The organism is Castellaniella sp. UC4447_H14 (assembly GCF_052978285.1).
This window is the reverse complement of the sequence record NZ_CM129666.1, coordinates 976,587-991,118: the sequence shown is the minus strand read 5'-3', so window position 1 is coordinate 991,118 and position 14,532 is coordinate 976,587. Positions and strand designations below refer to the sequence as shown.

Annotated in this window: 19 protein-coding genes; all 19 read right to left on the bottom strand. The window is 61.7% G+C overall.

Features of this window, described 5'->3' with window-relative positions:
- Nucleotides 1–80 precede the first annotated feature (80 nt).
- A complete protein-coding gene (gene virB11 / locus ACVCMJ_RS04855) occupies nucleotides 81–1,100 on the bottom strand; it encodes a P-type DNA transfer ATPase VirB11 (RefSeq protein WP_447080315.1) in 1,020 nt (339 codons plus the stop codon).
- Nucleotides 1,078–2,166, bottom strand: coding sequence for a type IV secretion system protein VirB10 (gene virB10, locus ACVCMJ_RS04850; protein ID WP_447080314.1), 1,089 nt, complete (start codon nucleotides 2,164–2,166; stop codon nucleotides 1,078–1,080). Before virB10 ends, virB11 begins: the two co-directional genes overlap by 23 nt.
- The gene (locus ACVCMJ_RS04845; RefSeq protein WP_447080313.1) at nucleotides 2,163–2,990 is read right to left on the bottom strand and encodes a TrbG/VirB9 family P-type conjugative transfer protein; all 828 of its coding nucleotides are present in this window, start codon (nucleotides 2,988–2,990) and stop codon (nucleotides 2,163–2,165) included. Before ACVCMJ_RS04845 ends, virB10 begins: the two co-directional genes overlap by 4 nt.
- A 27-nt stretch (nucleotides 2,991–3,017) precedes the next feature.
- On the bottom strand, nucleotides 3,018–3,704 hold the full coding sequence (locus tag ACVCMJ_RS04840; RefSeq protein ID WP_447080312.1) for a virB8 family protein: 687 nt from the start codon (nucleotides 3,702–3,704) through the stop codon (nucleotides 3,018–3,020).
- A 2-nt stretch (nucleotides 3,705–3,706) separates the two neighbouring features.
- The gene (locus ACVCMJ_RS04835; RefSeq protein WP_447080311.1) at nucleotides 3,707–3,844 is read right to left on the bottom strand and encodes a conjugal transfer protein; all 138 of its coding nucleotides are present in this window, start codon (nucleotides 3,842–3,844) and stop codon (nucleotides 3,707–3,709) included.
- Nucleotides 3,845–3,940: 96 nt separating this feature from the next.
- Nucleotides 3,941–4,831, bottom strand: a complete 891-nt coding sequence (locus ACVCMJ_RS04830) for a type IV secretion system protein (protein WP_447080310.1) — start codon at nucleotides 4,829–4,831, stop codon at nucleotides 3,941–3,943.
- A gap of 72 nt (nucleotides 4,832–4,903) precedes the next feature.
- Nucleotides 4,904–5,608: a type IV secretion system protein gene (locus ACVCMJ_RS04825; protein ID WP_447080309.1), complete on the bottom strand. Its 705-nt coding sequence runs from the start codon at nucleotides 5,606–5,608 to the stop codon at nucleotides 4,904–4,906.
- A gap of 78 nt (nucleotides 5,609–5,686) precedes the next feature.
- Nucleotides 5,687–6,061: a hypothetical protein gene (locus ACVCMJ_RS04820; RefSeq protein WP_447080308.1), complete on the bottom strand. Its 375-nt coding sequence runs from the start codon at nucleotides 6,059–6,061 to the stop codon at nucleotides 5,687–5,689.
- Nucleotides 6,058–6,261 (bottom strand): hypothetical protein, encoded by a 204-nt coding sequence (locus ACVCMJ_RS04815; RefSeq protein WP_447080307.1) that lies wholly within the window; start codon nucleotides 6,259–6,261, stop codon nucleotides 6,058–6,060. The genes ACVCMJ_RS04820 and ACVCMJ_RS04815 overlap by 4 nt, the downstream gene beginning before the upstream one ends.
- The gene (locus ACVCMJ_RS04810; RefSeq protein ID WP_447080306.1) at nucleotides 6,252–6,818 is read right to left on the bottom strand and encodes a hypothetical protein; all 567 of its coding nucleotides are present in this window, start codon (nucleotides 6,816–6,818) and stop codon (nucleotides 6,252–6,254) included. The genes ACVCMJ_RS04815 and ACVCMJ_RS04810 overlap by 10 nt, the downstream gene beginning before the upstream one ends.
- Nucleotides 6,819–6,922: 104 nt before the next feature.
- Nucleotides 6,923–9,352 (bottom strand): VirB4 family type IV secretion/conjugal transfer ATPase, encoded by a 2,430-nt coding sequence (locus ACVCMJ_RS04805; RefSeq protein ID WP_447080305.1) that lies wholly within the window; start codon nucleotides 9,350–9,352, stop codon nucleotides 6,923–6,925.
- Nucleotides 9,349–9,753, bottom strand: coding sequence for a type IV secretion system protein VirB3 (locus tag ACVCMJ_RS04800; protein WP_447080304.1), 405 nt, complete (start codon nucleotides 9,751–9,753; stop codon nucleotides 9,349–9,351). Before ACVCMJ_RS04800 ends, ACVCMJ_RS04805 begins: the two co-directional genes overlap by 4 nt.
- Nucleotides 9,754–9,756: 3 nt before the next feature.
- Complete coding sequence (locus ACVCMJ_RS04795) at nucleotides 9,757–10,077, bottom strand: TrbC/VirB2 family protein (protein WP_447080303.1); 321 nt, start codon at nucleotides 10,075–10,077, stop codon at nucleotides 9,757–9,759.
- 172 nt (nucleotides 10,078–10,249) lie between these two features.
- Nucleotides 10,250–10,957, bottom strand: coding sequence for a lytic transglycosylase domain-containing protein (locus ACVCMJ_RS04790; RefSeq protein WP_447080302.1), 708 nt, complete (start codon nucleotides 10,955–10,957; stop codon nucleotides 10,250–10,252).
- Between the two features lie 12 nt (nucleotides 10,958–10,969).
- Nucleotides 10,970–11,647: a TrbM/KikA/MpfK family conjugal transfer protein gene (locus ACVCMJ_RS04785; RefSeq protein WP_447080301.1), complete on the bottom strand. Its 678-nt coding sequence runs from the start codon at nucleotides 11,645–11,647 to the stop codon at nucleotides 10,970–10,972.
- Between the two features lie 163 nt (nucleotides 11,648–11,810).
- Nucleotides 11,811–12,104 carry a plasmid mobilization protein gene (locus ACVCMJ_RS04780; protein ID WP_447080300.1) on the bottom strand — a complete coding sequence of 98 codons (294 nt, stop codon included), beginning with the start codon at nucleotides 12,102–12,104 and terminating at the stop codon, nucleotides 11,811–11,813.
- A 46-nt stretch (nucleotides 12,105–12,150) separates the two neighbouring features.
- Complete coding sequence (locus ACVCMJ_RS04775) at nucleotides 12,151–12,411, bottom strand: type II toxin-antitoxin system RelE/ParE family toxin (protein WP_414245493.1); 261 nt, start codon at nucleotides 12,409–12,411, stop codon at nucleotides 12,151–12,153.
- Between the two features lie 29 nt (nucleotides 12,412–12,440).
- Entirely contained in the window at nucleotides 12,441–12,722 is a 282-nt protein-coding gene (locus tag ACVCMJ_RS04770; protein WP_414245301.1) for a ribbon-helix-helix domain-containing protein, read from the bottom strand.
- Between the two features lie 116 nt (nucleotides 12,723–12,838).
- Complete coding sequence (locus ACVCMJ_RS04765; protein ID WP_447080299.1) at nucleotides 12,839–14,161, bottom strand: tyrosine-type recombinase/integrase; 1,323 nt, start codon at nucleotides 14,159–14,161, stop codon at nucleotides 12,839–12,841.
- Nucleotides 14,162–14,532 lie beyond the last annotated feature (371 nt).

The following is a 14,532-nucleotide window of genomic DNA, read 5'->3' as shown; positions in this document are numbered from 1 at the left end:
GGCAGAATTGCCCGCGTGGGAGCTGATGTAGATGGCCAACAGGCAATCGGCCGGTCAGGGCGTAGGGGCCTATGGCCGCTTTATCCGGGTCCGTGTCGTTGCGGCTCGAACCACAGTTCCTTCAGTCGGAACCGCTCGAAATACAGCACGATGTCCACGGTCTGGAGCAGAAAGGCCTGGATGGTCGCCAGGTCCAGATTGCCGCCTGTGGGCGACTGTTTGATGAGCACAGCCAGGCGGTCAAACGTATCGGCTGCGCTGTTGGCATGGGTGGTGGTGACCGACCCCGGATGGCCAGTGTTCAGAGCCGCCAGGTAATCCCAGGTCTCCGGGCCGCGCAGTTCTGCGAGGAAGATTCGATCCGGGGATAGCCGCATGCAGGCGGCCAGGCTATCGGTAGCTGAGACCCGGCCGCGTGTGTCGCCATACATTAGGTGGATGCAGTTGCGGTGGCGCGGCAAGATGAGCTCGTGTACGTCTTCGATGGTGATGAGTCGTTCGTCGACGGGCACCCGGTCAATTAGGGACCGGGCGAAGGTCGTCTTGCCCGACCCCGTGGCCCCGGCCACGACCAGGTTCTTGCGAGCCAGAATGGCGATGGTGAGGAAAGCCGGGATATCGCCTGCTGATTTGAGGGCCATCAGCTGCTGGTCTGCGGCCGACAAGCTGCCTGCAGCATGCGCGGCCGCTGTGTCCGCCACTGAATCGAAGGCCCCCTGTGCCTGCAACTCGTCGAGCGTAAAGGCGGCCTGGGTGTGTTTGCGGATGTTGATGGCCATCGTTCCATCCAGGCAGGCCGGGGGCTGCACGATCTGCCCGCGTTCGCCGCCGGGCAGCAGGACCGATAGGATCGGGGCGCGGGCCATGTGGTTGTAGGCGGCGAAGGCTGTGGCCAGGGCCTCCAGGTGGGGGTAGGTCAGCGCCGCGCAATCATGCAACTGCCAGGCACCACGCACGCGGGTATAGAGTTCGCCCGGTCGCACGATGGCGATTTCCGTGACGGCGGGGTCTTCCAGTTGCGTGGCCAGCGGCCGCAGGAAGGTCTTGACCGCAATCGCCCGATCAAAGGGCAGCGGCTCAGGGGATGGTTTCAAGGTCATAGACTTGGCTGAAATCCAGGTCGCGCGCCACCATGATGCCGATGCGCGTGCCCTGGTTCTTGTAGAGGGTGGGAGGGATGTCGAGCGACTTCTCCAGGATCTTGGCCACGACCTCCTGGCTGCCTTCACGGGTGTTGTCAAAGCGGATGTTGTTGCTGCCGGACTGCCCCTGATTGGCCGCCCAGCTGCCGAAGTCGCCCACGAGCGACAACAGAATGGCGTTACCGAAGCGTTCCCAGAAATGGTTGTCGATATGGCCATCCAGGCCCGCTTCACCCAAGGGGCCGGTGCCAGGTGACCCCAGATTGACGATCACGCCTGCCGGGGTCTCCAGCCGGTTCCAGGTGACAAAGGCGCGGGCCTGGCCCTGCACAATGCCGCCGGATTGATAGCCCGTGAATTTGGTGCCTGCGTCGATGAGCTTTACCTGGCCGTTCGCGCTCATCACGTCGTGGGTGGCCAGGCACGTCAAGAGGCCCGCCTGGGTGCTGACGAGCTTGGTCTGCAGCGTGCAGTCGATCATCGTGCCCTGGGTGAGCAGGAAATTGCGGTCACCCAGTTGGCCTGCAACGGACGGCGCTAATTCCAGCGGCCGCAGCCTGTCGGCCAGAGGACCAGCGTCTGCCAGGGGGCCACCAGTTCCGCTGGCCCCGCTGCCGGGTGCCGCGCCATCCGTCGCTACAGTGTTCAGGGGGCTGGCCAAACGTCGCTGGGCGACTTCATCGACCGGCGGCGGTGCCGCAGGCAGGGGTGGCGGCACATAGATGGTGCGGTTCGGCGCTGCCGCCAGTGGCGGTGTCTCGGGTTTGGATGCCGGCGTCGGGCGTTCGACCTTGGGTGCTTTCAGGCGGTTGGTGATGCCGCTCTGGTCTGCCTCCAGACCCGTATTGCTGGCCTTTTCGGTGTCGCGCCCCCAGGCCTTGAGCAGCACGCCAGCGGCGACTGCCACAGCAATCAGGATGGTGAGCCACAGAAAGGCCCGAGCGCCGCGCGGGGCGCTGCGCCCCGTGGTCTCCAGGTCCAGGGGCTCTCGCTCCAGCTTCGGGTGAGCTTGTTCGTCGTTCATGGGAGATTCCTTGCTGGGGTTTCCTTCACCCGGCGCTGCACGGCGGGCGATGTGGTCCCGGTGTGCGTCGGTGGTGGCGTCGCGCCGTAGGTTTCGTTATAGATGGCCAGCACCAAGTCACCCAGGCGTAGATGCCATAGGGCCGATGTCTGATGCAGCACCATGGTGCGGTCGTCAGCCATGTGGAAGTTGGTAATCACTTCCTGCCCGTCGGGTGTCACCCGGTAGACGGCGGGAATGTCAGCACCGGGGGCAAACTGCAGCCAGGTCTGGCGGCCATCGTCCCAGGCGTGTACCGGGGCGATGGCGGCATTGCCGCTACGGGTGTAGGCGAGCCAATTGATACTAATGGGGGCCGTTTTCAGGGATCGTTCGATAGCGGCCTTCTGAGCGGCTTCGTCGCGCCTGCGGGCTTCGACCTCTGGGTAGCGGATGACGAGCTTGTAGAGGGCTGGGGCGCTGCGGCTGTCGTTGTAGGACAGCCGAAAGCTGTAGTCCCGTTGGTCGGTCACCACGATCAGGTTGGTGTTCGCGTCTTCAGCCGTGGGCTTGAAGAACAGGTGATTGTCCTTGTAGGTGAAGGCATAGGCCTGGCTGTCGCCAAAGACGTGATAGACATAGCGTTCGCCGGGGGCCAGCACGATGTGGGTGGCCACGCCGATCACGGCGTCCAGCTGGATTACGTCGGCCGCGTTGTAGTTCACATAGCGCACGCGGTGGTCCAGGCGCGAGGATCGCGGGTTTTCCAGGGCCAGGGCACTGGCGGGCAGCACCAGGCACAGCGCCAGGGTAAATGCCCGGCGACTGGGGAGGCAGTCAAACATGGGATTTCCTTCAGATGCAGGGTGCGGTTACCGCGAAAGGTCGGCCGCCAGGTCGTAGCGCGTCACCTGAAAGTCCAGCGGGTTGCGCCGGGCCACGGTTTCGGTGAGCGGCACATCGGCGTACTGATAGGCCATGGTGGCAATCAGGTGGCGCACCTTGGTCACTTCGCCCGTGTTCACGTCGCGTTCCGTTTTCGAGAACCGCACAATGGCGGCCTGATTGGCCCCGAGCGTAATGGAATGCACCTGCACATCTACCGTGCCCTGGGTGCCCAGACGGGTTGTGACGGCCTCTGGGCCCTCAAAGCGCTTGCCGTAGGCCGTCTGGATGGGTGGCGAGGACAGCAGGGCGCAGGTGTCGAATTGCTCCTGGATCGTCTGCCAGCTGTAGCCTTCGCAGTTCAGCACATAGCTGTTCAGGAAATACTTGGCGATGCGCTGGCCGTAGTCTTCCAGCGGCTGGCCCAGGCGGCTGACATGCTCGATGCTGCCGGTGGCGTCGTCCACGCGCACCACATACATTTCGGGCGGCTGCTTTAAGGGCGTGAGGCCCAGCACCGCGCCCACCGCAGCCAGTGCCAGGATGCCCGCGCCTAGGGCCACCTGCCAGGCCCGTTTGCGGCTGGTGATGAGTTCGCCCAGGTGATCGCGCTCCAGGCCCCGGGAACGCTCCAGGTAGGCCGCGATGTCTTCGGATTTCAGCGTGTCGGCCATGGTCAGGCTCCATCAAACGAAGGGGGTGTGGCGTTGACCGGCACACGGGGCGAGTCGGCCGGCTGTGGGGGCCGGGGCGCGTGAAAGGCGCAACCAGCCAGCAGCCCGGCGAGCGCCAGGGCGGCGATAAGGGATTTCATGGGTGAGAGCTCCTGTACTGCCGGGGATGCCGGCAGGCGGATCAGAGAAGGCGGGCGATTTCTGGATCTGTGGAGATTAGAAGATCGACGGGAGGATTACTTGGCGCGCGGGCGCAGCATGTTGCGGAGGCGCAGCACCGAGAAGGCACCGTGGGCAGCGGAACCGATACCCAGACGGGCCCCGAAGCCATTGGACAGGCCTGCGGCCAGACCGGGAAGCATGATCATGATGACCAGGCTGGCGACTCCGACCAGCATCTGGGCGCCAAAGAGCGACAGGATATCCTGGTCACCTGCTCTGATCTGGTCCGCAATCATGCGAATCAGCTGGATGTTCATTTGCAGCATCAGACCGAAGATAAGGCCAGCCAGGAGCGCCAGGAATACGAAGTTCAGGGCCTGGGAAACCCAGCTGTTGAATAGCTGCCTGGTGGGCTCGAACAGGGTGGCAGCAATGAAGATCGGGCCAGCGGCCACGACCAGCGCCATTCCAACCTTGCAGACCACAATGATGACCATCACGATGCTGCCCAGGACGGCTGCATTGATGCGCACCAGCGTGGCCAGGATGCTGACGAGGATCTTCCATGTAGAGGGGAGGAAGCCCAGCACGGCCCCGTCTTCGTCAGCGCCCAGCATGGTGTTCGACGTTTTGCTACTTTCGGCCTGCAGCTTGTCTACCTCCTGGGCCACATTGCCTGTGCCCATGGCCAGTTCAGTGACATCGTCTGGCAAGGCAATCATGACCTTGGCGATATCGGTTTGATAGAGACCTCCTGCACCGAAGAAAATGGAGATGATCACCACCATGATGGCCTTGCGAAAGAACTCGGTGACCGTCATGCCGCCCTGTCCGTGCATGAGGGCAAAGGCGTAGACCACGAACTGCAGGGTGAGGCCGACAACGATCACCGGCATCAGGGCTTCGAACAAGGCTTGCATGGGGCCGTTGACGGCATCGCTCAGGACATTTTCAGTTTGGGTCATGACCCACTGCGCAATGTCGCTGGGTGCCGTGGGTGGGCTGATAGAGGGTGTCAGGCCTGGCATAGCGTGGCCTTATTCGGTTGTGTTGGCTGTGTCCCCAGCCTTTTTGGTGTTTCCAAACCAGCCACCGTATACATGCTCTGCCCGTGCCTGCAGCAGGTTGCGTTCAGCTTCCAGCTGCTGGGAGGCAAGCTGAATTCGCGTTTGCTCAGCTTGGATGTTGGCCTGCTCGATTTGAATGCGGGCCTGCAGCTCCGCGATTTCCTTGGGGTTGCTGGTCTGGTTGATCTTGTCCTGCAGGGCATCCACATTGGCCAAGCGTCGGGTCATCGAATCGTAGGCCCGTTCACTCATGGCCTTGGATGTGGCTTCGATGTTCAGGGCACGTCTGGACAACTCCTGGCGGTCTTCCCTGAAATTCACTGGACCCATCACCTGATCGGTGATGCGGCCCACATCGCCGTCCAGGTTGGAACTGCCCGAGCGGTTCAATAGGTCCTGGGCGCTGGAGGGGAGCGCCGCGCGCAGTTGGTTCCGGATGTCCGAATTGCCCACGACGTTACCGTAGCCGCTTGACTGCGTGAAGGCGGCCAACTGGCTTTTGGCAGTAGCCAGCTGGTCGGTCAGATTCTTTAACTGGTCTCGGGCGGTCAGCAGTTGCTCCTGCAGTTGAGCGATGGTGGCGGCATCGACAGTGGGGATGCCACTGGCATGGACGGGGTTCATGAAGGCAGCGGACAGGGCAATGCCCGCCGCAAGCAGCTTGTAGCGTGTCATGGGGGAAGGCTCCGGGATGGATGCGGAAGGCGGACGACTGTCGGCCTGATGGTGGCGCGGGGGCCGCGCGGGGGTGAATTACTTCTCGTTGATAGTGCTTTGGTATTGCGCTTCGGTGATCCGGTGAGCCGTCATGCGGCCCGAGACAATTGCGTCCTGCTTTTCGTCGTATGCCAGGTGGAGCGTGTCGGCGACAACCAGCACGTTATCAGCATCCTTGATGACGGCGGGCACGGTGCGGGTTCGGTACCCCACGTTTCCGACAATGCTCCAGGCTGTTTCTTTGAAAAGGAAGCTGTCACCGTTGCGCTCGATCTGGACCAGTGCGGGATGGTTGCCTTTGTCCGACTTCCAGTACCCCACGAACTTTTCCCCGTCCGGTTCCGTCTTGCATCCGGCGAGGATGGTCAGCAGGGTGGCGCCGGTGGCGGCAATGAAGTGTCGTCGATTCATGGGGTGTCCGGTGGGGAAGGGTTGGTGGGGTTGACCAGGTGCCGCTTGAAGACGGCCCAGGCATCAGCCACGCTGCAGGTGGGCCCAGCTTTTGTAAGCCAGTACGCCCGTTCTGCGGGTTTCAGGATGTTCCACCAGGCCATGCCCATGGCTTCGTCGGCCGAGTGTGGCCGGTGCAGGTTTGCGGGGATTACAGACATAGGTCAGGGCCCTCCTGTTCGTGCGCCGGGGGCTCCAGTTGCATAGGGTGATCGAAGCGCACACCGATGAGATCGGCAATGCGCTGGATGTCCGCCGGTTCTGGTCGGTGGCCGTCCACTTCATGGATGTGCAGGCTGTAATACTTGTGTACACCTTGCTCGAAATACTCCCGATCCTCGCGCGGGGTGCTGGATGAGAACCAGAGATAGGGCGTGTGGCGGGGATCGGAGGCAGAAGCCAGATTCAGGCCGTAGTCCTGGCCGATGCGCTGCAGCTCTTCGCTATCGACGGTTTCGCGCTCAACTTCCGCACTGCCTTCGCTGAATTGCCCGGCCTCCCGATCTTCGGGTGTCCAGAGCTCGCGGTAGACCGAAACGCAGAAGGATGGTTCCGGGGTGTCGGCCTCCAGGCCTGTCAGGCCCAGCCGTTCATAGAAGGCGGTGTCTTGCTGGTGAACCCGCGCTTCTTGACGGTCATCCTGTTGGGTTTGTTCCAGGTGCCGACTGTGTGATTGGTCCGCGCGCAGCCGATCCTGAGCATGGGATTCATGCTTCATGGTGTGATTTCCTTGAATGGGTGCGCCTGCGGATGGATCATCTTCGTGGCATCACGAAAATGATCCTGGCCGCCTGTAAGGCGCGTCAGAGTGGCGTGAACTGCCTAGCGGTGGGTCTGTCTGACTCTGGCCAGATACACTGGCAGCCAGGTAGCAGGATCGGACCCCACTTCGGTAGCCGCCTGCTCCGCAATTTCCGCCATGTCGGGACTGCCTGAGAACACCAGCAGTTCGTCCTCGCAGCCCGACAGGTCCAGCTGGGCCACGGTGACGCTCGCCCCCTGCTTGACCAGGAATTTGCGGCTGGCTTCGCCCAGGCCGCGCAGGAGTTCAAATTCTGCGGCTGTGAGCCCGAAGCCTTCTATGTAGTCACGGGCGCGCGCCTTGGGGTTGGGCAAGAGGATGAGCGTGGCGGTCTGCTGCACGAGCGACGGCCCCACAGGATTCTCGGTGATGGCCCCGGGTTCCTGGGTGGCAAAGGCCAGCACGCCATTCTTTTTGCGAATCGTGCGGCTCGCGTCCTGCATAGACTCCTGAAAATGGGCGTCCTTCAGGGGGTGCTGACACTCGTCATACAGATTGATGATGCGCCGCCCATCGTGCAGGGTGTCGATGCGATGCTTGAGATACAGGGTGGCCGCCCCGCGCACTACGTCATCATCCAGGAGTTCCGTCAGGTCGAACCCGAAGATGGCGGGCTTGTCGCCGGTCGTCTCCAGGTCCAGATGGTCGCTGGGGTTGTCGAATACCCAGCCGTATTCACCACCCTGGCACCAGGGGGCGAGCCGCGCGTGAATCGTGCTGTGCGAGTCATCTTCGCTGTAGGGGTTGGGCAGCAGCGTGTTCAGGGTGGACAGTGTTCTGGCGGGTCGGTCGATGAGCGTCACCAGCTGCTGCACGGCCTGGGTGATGTCGGCCCGCTGGCGTGTGCTGACCGCTTCGCCCCGGCGTTCGGCCAGGTACACGACCAGGCGCACCATGAAAGCGATATTGCCCTTGCTGGGCTCCATCTGAAACGGATTCCAGCCGGTCGCTTCGCCCAGGCGGATATTGAAGTAGCGCCCGCCCAACGCCATGATGAGTACCTGCATGCCCTGGTCTTTGTCCCAGACCACGCAGGTGGCGCCGAACTTCTGCGCTTGGGTGAGCAGCATCCCCTGCAGTACCGTTTTGCCGGTGCCCGTCATGCCGATAATCATGGTGTTGCCGGGGCGCCGCTTGCCGGTCTCGTCCAGGTCTTCAGTAGAGGCGTGAAAGTTGAAGAAAAAGGGTGATCCGGTCTGGGTCTTCAACATCGTCACCGCCGGTCCCCATGGGTTTCCGGCAGGCTTGCCGGTCAGCTGGTTGTGCAGGCTGGAAAAGCACAGGAAGTTGAACGATGTGACCGGTACCGGCCGGGGCCGCCAGTGCCAGTTACCCGGCAGCTGCGCCCAGAAGCCGGCCTCCAGGGCCCGATCCAGTGGCCGAAGGCCTACGGCGTCTTCCGCCAAGGCCGTGGCGGTCTGTGCCAGCGCTTGGCGTACGCCTTCGGCCGTGTCGCCATAGATGAGGATCGTTGCATGGTGGTCACCCAGCCCCAGCCGGGCCGAGGTCAGGTCATCCATGGCGTCCGAGAGTTGCGCCACTTGGCTGGCCGAATCATCGCCCGAATCGACCAGCAGCTTGTGGTGCTTCTTCACCAGTTTTTTGGCTGCGGCCCCCGTGTGGCTGCCCCAGGACTGGGTGAGCACGAATTCATGCGGCAGGCCCAGCAGCCGATTCAGGTGGCCGGGTTTGGTGGTTTCCGGATAGTCGCGCAATTCCATCATGCCAAAGAGCCGGGACCTTGCGACCGTGCGCAGTTCACCCAGTTCGCCGTACCGTCCAAAGATCGGCCGGGCATGCGGCAGGGTTTCGCGCAGGCGTTCCCGGCTGATCGGTACGGGCCGGTGAATACCAGAGAGCAGGAACCCCAGGAATTCGGCGGCTTCGCTAAAGGCTAGGCCCTGGCGATCCACAATGCCCAGGATCTGGGGATCGTAGCGATACAGGCCAGCAGTGAGCGCCCGTAGGGTGCTGGTCAATCGTTCGATAGATTCAGCCTGCCAGTGCGCAAGGCGCTGGGTGTTGGCCTTCTCAAGGCTCGCGAAGGTGCCAAGTACCGGGTCTTCGACCGGATGGATGAGGACGGTCAGGTACAGATCGTTGACCATCAAGCCCGAGGCGTCGAACGTCGCCCGGTAAGCCGCATCGAACCACGAGGCAAAGGGCTGGGCAAAGGTGCTGTCCGGGTATTCCGTGACGCGGCGGCGGATGATATGTGAGTACAGACCCAACGACCCCATGGGCAGGCCGCGCAGCACGTTGTGCAGGGCTTCGATCCACTCTTTCAATTCCGCCTGGGCGTAGGCGTCTGGCGCCCGTCCAGCCACTTTGATGACGGCCAGATATTCATAGTTGTCGCAGGCGATGATCTGATCGGTGACGTGATGGGAATAGGGCAGGTAGCGGGAAACCAGCCGTTTATCGACGGCGAGAGCTGCGGCTGCGGTCATGAGGGGTTCCTTCGAGAAATGAGGCGGCGCCAGGGCCGGTCACGGTGGTAGCCCTGTAGGGCATAGCTGGACCCTTGCCAGAAGTGCTGGTTGCGGTTCAGGCGTCGAGTTTTGATCTCCAGCCACAGAACGTCGAGCGCTTTGTCGTCGTCCCGGGTGGCAATCGCGAGCGCCGGCATGACCACAAAGAGCAGCCCCCACCAGGCCAAGCCTGCCGTCATGGCGATGATGGCGACGACTGCAAAGGTACCGAGCATCAAGGTGGTGGGGATGCCCATGAACGTGGCCTTGCGCCCCAGGCCTTTGAAGACAGGGTAGGTGTTGGGATTCTGGTGTGTGGCTGGTGTCTGGTCGGTGGGTTTTAGGTGGCCAGCAGATGTACCGGAGGTGTGCGCTGCCATGACTTATTTCCAGAGCAGTACGACCAGTTCTGCAGCGGAGCCTGCCAGCAGCACGCCGATGCCCCAGCGGATGGCGTCGTCCTTGCGCATCACTTCGGCGGAATACAGCACGAAGATGATGACGCCAATGATCACCGCCGCAATGGGCAGGATGATGTCCAGATTGTCCTTCAGCGTCTGCAGGGTGGTCCGGGCGCGTGACAGGCCGCCCAGCGATTGGGCAAATGCCTCCTGGTGGACTGCTGCCAGTATCCAGAATGCCCCCAAGGTGCGGGCAAATCGTCCTTGAAGTGCCTTGTTCTTGAATCGTTGCAATATCTGCATGGCATGACTCCTGCCCCAGGCGCGGCGGGGGCGCTGGGGTAATGTTTGATGTGGGTTAGTGGGGAAGGCTGGTGGCTGCCCCAGTGGGTCAGTTTTCAACCGGCGCGGATCTCCAACCAGCCAGGCGAAGGGCCTGGCGTGGGGTGCCGTGGCAGGGGGCACAGTCGCAGGATCAGCGTGTCGGCTGCGTAAAGCCGTCCATTGCAGGGTGAGCGGCGAAACCGTCTGGACTGCCTTGTCGGTCGGATTCGGGGTGTTTGCCTTGCTGTGGGGGTGACTGGTCCGAACGCTCAGGATTGCTGCCCGCCGCCTGGTCCGATGATGGTGCCGAGCCGGGCTCTGATGCCGCTGACGGATTGGTCGAGTCGGCGGATGGCTGTGCTGGTGCTGCCGTGGACATAGGTTTCAGCGCAGGCACCTTGATCCCGGCCTGGGACAGCACCTTGCCCACATAGCCGTTGGCAAAGCCCCGCCGGAAATTGCCGGTGTTGTAGCAGGACAGGGCGGCCCGCAAGGCCTGCTGCTGGCGCCGCTGCGAATTCAACGCCCGAGCGTAGCAGTCGGACAAAACCGTCTGGGCAGCCGCCAGATTGCGGCAAGGATCAAAGACCGTGGTGCTATCCAGCCCCAGCCAGGCCCAGTTGCGCACATTGATCTGACCCAGGCCTGCATCGAAGTCGATGCCCTGCGTGATCAGGTTTTCAGCGGCCTTGCGGGCCGCTTCCAGGTCCTGGGGCTGGCGGGAAAGGGCGTGACCTTTGCGGTTGACGCCAATGGCGTACTGCCTGGCGCCAGACTCATGGTTGATCAGAGCCTCAAGTGTGACGGGGTGGATGTTGGGTGCACAGGCCAGGGCCAGGGTGGCCAGTTCGGCAATCATGGAGGGCCACCATCAAAGGCCACTGCGTTGTCGGGGATCAGACATCGAGAAGTTCCAGCCCTGGGCCCACTGGCCCCCATGGTCGGCGTCCCAGCGGGCCTGGGTGGCTTCGTAGTCTTCGGCCTTGACCCAATGCCCGCCCATCATGGGCTTGCCGACGTAGCGCACGGACAGTTCATAGGTCCAGTCGTGGTCGTTGTAGGCCACGCACCAGGTGGGCAACTGGGTGAGCGTCACTGTATCCAGCGCGTGGACTTCGTAGACGGGCTCCTGGGTGCCAGTCGCGACATCGTAGCGGTAGCCCCGTTTGCGCCATTTGTAGGCGATATCGGCATAGGCGCGGTTCAGGTAGTCCGCATCGCATGTGCCTGCCCCGTGCGAAATTGCCTCCACTCGTTCGGGCATGCCAGGGTCGGCAGCCGCTGGACACTGGCCCAGGAATGATCGACGGGCGGCCACCGTTGCATCCCAGTCTAGGCCGTGGCGATTGAACTTCTTGATGCCGAAATAGTGTTCCAGGGACGGGCTGCATTCGCCCGGCCGCAGACTGGAGGACAGGCACAGCGTGGCTTCGCAGGCCAGGCGCGGAATGCCGACGAGCAGATCGGCAGCATCGGCCGCGTGGGCGAGCGGGGCCAGAGCGCAGGCGAACGCCAGCGCCCCAGCCCGCAAGGTGGGAAGGGTTTGCATGAGGGGGTTCCTGGGGGGGGGACAGATAGCCGCAGTTGGGCTAGGAATGAGACATAGACCGTGCAGGTCTAATTAGGATAGGAGAGCAGAAATGAGTAACCCGCCGGTTTGAGGATGCGCACTGCGCATAGCCTTGGCGGGTCTTGTCGTTGACCATTGTAGATCAGCGCAAGCGTTGCAGGTTCCGTTGTGCCTGGTCGATTTGTTCTGGCTTGGCCATGGCCCGCACCAGGTGGACGGTTTCTACAGCAGCGATACGGGTATCGCGCAGCTGATCCAGGCTGACGACAACCTGGCGCAGCAGTGTCAGTTCTTCCTGCAAGGTGTCATCAGCCGCCAGACGGCGCCGAACGTAATTGGATAATGACAGTCCGGACAATGCGGCGGCCTCGCCCAAGCGCGCAGCATGAGACGGGGTCACCCGGATGCGGATGACCTCGGAGAGAGGTTCGTTCATGGGAATTTCCTGCGAAGTGATCAGGGTGCAGCACTCCTATAAGGAGCTAGTGGAATCCCCCGTCGGCAACCAACCGCCAGATGTCACGCGCCCCATGGAGGACTCGGATGATGGTGACGGCCTCACTGGTATGCGTGTAGTAGATTGCGTAGGCACCGTGGAAGGTCACGCGTATGCCTGGCGCGATGAGCGGACGTGCCGGCTGGCTTTCGGGGAAGGGCAGAATTTTTTCGCAGGTGGCTTGCAGCTTGGCAATCAGGCGGTTCGCCGTGGCCTCGCTGGAATCCTCCGCGACATAGGACCAGATTTCCGACAGGTCGGCTTCTGCGTGGTCGGTCAGGAAGAGCGTGCGGCTAATAGCTTTCTCCCTCGCTCGGCAATGCGCTGCGCATTGAATTCATGGACGCGGCCGGCCGCGACATCTGCGAGCCCCTTGTCGATATCCTGTTTGAGCGTCGCCAGTTCATCCAGCATCAGTTGACGTTTAAAGGACCAGTCACGCAAGGCTTCGCGGATGACTTCGCTGGTGGACGCATATTCACCCGCATCGACAGCGCTTTTGAGCGTGGCTGCCATTTCGGCAGGCATCGTGACGGTCAGGCGTTCAATGGTAGACATAGTGCTGTACCTCAGTGGAATTTCATACTTAATCATACTTTATCCTCCTAGAAAGTGAAATGATGCAACCCCGATGATCCGGACTGACCAGAGCGGATGCGACAGAGCGCTGTCCCCTATCCATGACTGTGGGCTCCAGCTGCTTTTCTCAATTGAATGATGTTGCTGATCGTGGGTTCAATCGCTTGGGGGGATGGGGCCCCGGTCTCGCAGGCGACGAGGAACGCCGCCCACATGGTCAGTGCCTGTCGCCGTTCTGGGATTTCTTCGCGGACATCATAGATGGCCTCCATGCCCTTGAGCGTATGGTTCAGCGCGATCTCCGAGATTTCCCTGGAGATCCCCATGTTCCGTAGGTGCCCTTTCGCGGTTGATCGGGTGTCGTGCGGCGTAAATTGCCGGATGGGAATTTCTTGGCGATCAAAGGCGCGTCGAAAGGCGGCCCATAGGGTGGTGGTTCCGACATGGGTATCTCCGTGATGATTGCGCCGTCGCCGTTCCTGGCGGGCAGGAAGCAAGTAGATGGATTCGCCAGACAGGTTGATCAGCGACTGGAACCAGGCGGCGACAGTGGGGACGATGGGAACCAAAAAGCCTTTCCTCGTTTTGACCGACTCGTCTGGAATCCACCAGACCCCGCGATCCAGAAACAGATGCTCCTTCTTCGCTCTGGCCAATTCGATGCCGCGTACGCAGGTGGCGAGCAAGATGCGGAAGGCCAGTCCGTTCTCCACGCCGATGATGTCGATGTCGGGCAACAAGACCCTGAGCTCATCCTCTTGCAGCATGATGCGTTGGCGTACCTGTGGGCGTGGCCCCATGACGGCAGAGAGGCGAATGCCTGTGCAAGGGTTGGCCGGAATCAGCATCTGGCCACAAGCGTGGTCGAAGGCCATGGATGCTGACGTCAGAATGCGCTTGCTGATTGTCCAACTGCGGTTTGCTGACACGAGCATTTCCACGATGTCTGTGGACGTGATGGAGGACACCAATCGTCGGCCGAGCTGGGGCAGAATGACCTGCTTGTAATCAGCCTTTCGGTAGGTAATCGTCTTTGCCGCGTAGTGCGGCTCGACCAGGATCTTGTTCTGGTAGTCCCGCACGAGTTCTCGCACGGTCCAGTCTGAACGAAATTGGGTTTTTCCGACTTGCTTGTTGGTTGCCGGGTCTCCGCCTGTGTCGATGGCAGCACGGTGTTTGCTGGCCAGTTCCCGAGCCTCGCGCAGGGAGATGTCAGGGTAGTTTCCGATGGTGAGTTCACGCCGCAGCACCTGGCCGTTATGGCGAGTGCCAAGACGGTACCGTAGTACCCAGGTGGCGGTACCGGCGGATGAAAGCGTGAAGGTTAGTCCGTCGCCATCCGAGCGTGCCACCGGGGCGCCGCTGGCGACCCAGTTGCGTAGCTGGATGTCGGTGAGTTTATTCGTTGATTTTGCCAAGCCTATCCCTGGCCAGGTGTTCTGGGTAGCTAGCGCGCAAACATTGCGGCTAGCTACCCACCTAGCTACCCAGTATGGGTCTGATGTCAGGGGACATCATGGCATGCTTAGAAACTGATATTCAAGACGTTGTCGTGCAATATCAGCACGTTAGGAACGTATTGGCGCAACTTGAGACGCTAATCCGTAGTGCAGGTGGCGAGTTTCATGGGTAAACGGGATTCCTTTTGATTCCATTGGGTTGCTGAGGGATGTCCAGCCATTTTTCGTTGCTGGGTTACCCATCAGCCACCCGTCTGTCGACCACCGTGCGCGCTGCCGCTGTGTTGAGTGGAGGTGACTATGGTATCAGCCGGCCGCCTTGTTTCGCT

What these genes read in the sequence shown, in the direction of transcription:
- virB11 (WP_447080315.1), bottom strand. Translation starts at nt 1,100, where the DNA reads ATGACCTTGAAACCATCCCCTGAGCCGCTGCCCTTTGATCGGGCGATT.
- virB10 (WP_447080314.1), bottom strand. Translation starts at nt 2,166, where the DNA reads ATGAACGACGAACAAGCTCACCCGAAGCTGGAGCGAGAGCCCCTGGAC.
- ACVCMJ_RS04845 (WP_447080313.1), bottom strand. Translation starts at nt 2,990, where the DNA reads ATGTTTGACTGCCTCCCCAGTCGCCGGGCATTTACCCTGGCGCTGTGC.
- ACVCMJ_RS04840 (WP_447080312.1), bottom strand. Translation starts at nt 3,704, where the DNA reads ATGGCCGACACGCTGAAATCCGAAGACATCGCGGCCTACCTGGAGCGT.
- ACVCMJ_RS04835 (WP_447080311.1), bottom strand. Translation starts at nt 3,844, where the DNA reads ATGAAATCCCTTATCGCCGCCCTGGCGCTCGCCGGGCTGCTGGCTGGT.
- ACVCMJ_RS04830 (WP_447080310.1), bottom strand. Translation starts at nt 4,831, where the DNA reads ATGACCCAAACTGAAAATGTCCTGAGCGATGCCGTCAACGGCCCCATG.
- ACVCMJ_RS04825 (WP_447080309.1), bottom strand. Translation starts at nt 5,608, where the DNA reads ATGACACGCTACAAGCTGCTTGCGGCGGGCATTGCCCTGTCCGCTGCC.
- ACVCMJ_RS04820 (WP_447080308.1), bottom strand. Translation starts at nt 6,061, where the DNA reads ATGAATCGACGACACTTCATTGCCGCCACCGGCGCCACCCTGCTGACC.
- ACVCMJ_RS04815 (WP_447080307.1), bottom strand. Translation starts at nt 6,261, where the DNA reads ATGTCTGTAATCCCCGCAAACCTGCACCGGCCACACTCGGCCGACGAA.
- ACVCMJ_RS04810 (WP_447080306.1), bottom strand. Translation starts at nt 6,818, where the DNA reads ATGAAGCATGAATCCCATGCTCAGGATCGGCTGCGCGCGGACCAATCA.
- ACVCMJ_RS04805 (WP_447080305.1), bottom strand. Translation starts at nt 9,352, where the DNA reads ATGACCGCAGCCGCAGCTCTCGCCGTCGATAAACGGCTGGTTTCCCGC.
- ACVCMJ_RS04800 (WP_447080304.1), bottom strand. Translation starts at nt 9,753, where the DNA reads ATGGCAGCGCACACCTCCGGTACATCTGCTGGCCACCTAAAACCCACC.
- ACVCMJ_RS04795 (WP_447080303.1), bottom strand. Translation starts at nt 10,077, where the DNA reads ATGCAGATATTGCAACGATTCAAGAACAAGGCACTTCAAGGACGATTT.
- ACVCMJ_RS04790 (WP_447080302.1), bottom strand. Translation starts at nt 10,957, where the DNA reads ATGATTGCCGAACTGGCCACCCTGGCCCTGGCCTGTGCACCCAACATC.
- ACVCMJ_RS04785 (WP_447080301.1), bottom strand. Translation starts at nt 11,647, where the DNA reads ATGCAAACCCTTCCCACCTTGCGGGCTGGGGCGCTGGCGTTCGCCTGC.
- ACVCMJ_RS04780 (WP_447080300.1), bottom strand. Translation starts at nt 12,104, where the DNA reads ATGAACGAACCTCTCTCCGAGGTCATCCGCATCCGGGTGACCCCGTCT.
- ACVCMJ_RS04770 (WP_414245301.1), bottom strand. Translation starts at nt 12,722, where the DNA reads ATGTCTACCATTGAACGCCTGACCGTCACGATGCCTGCCGAAATGGCA.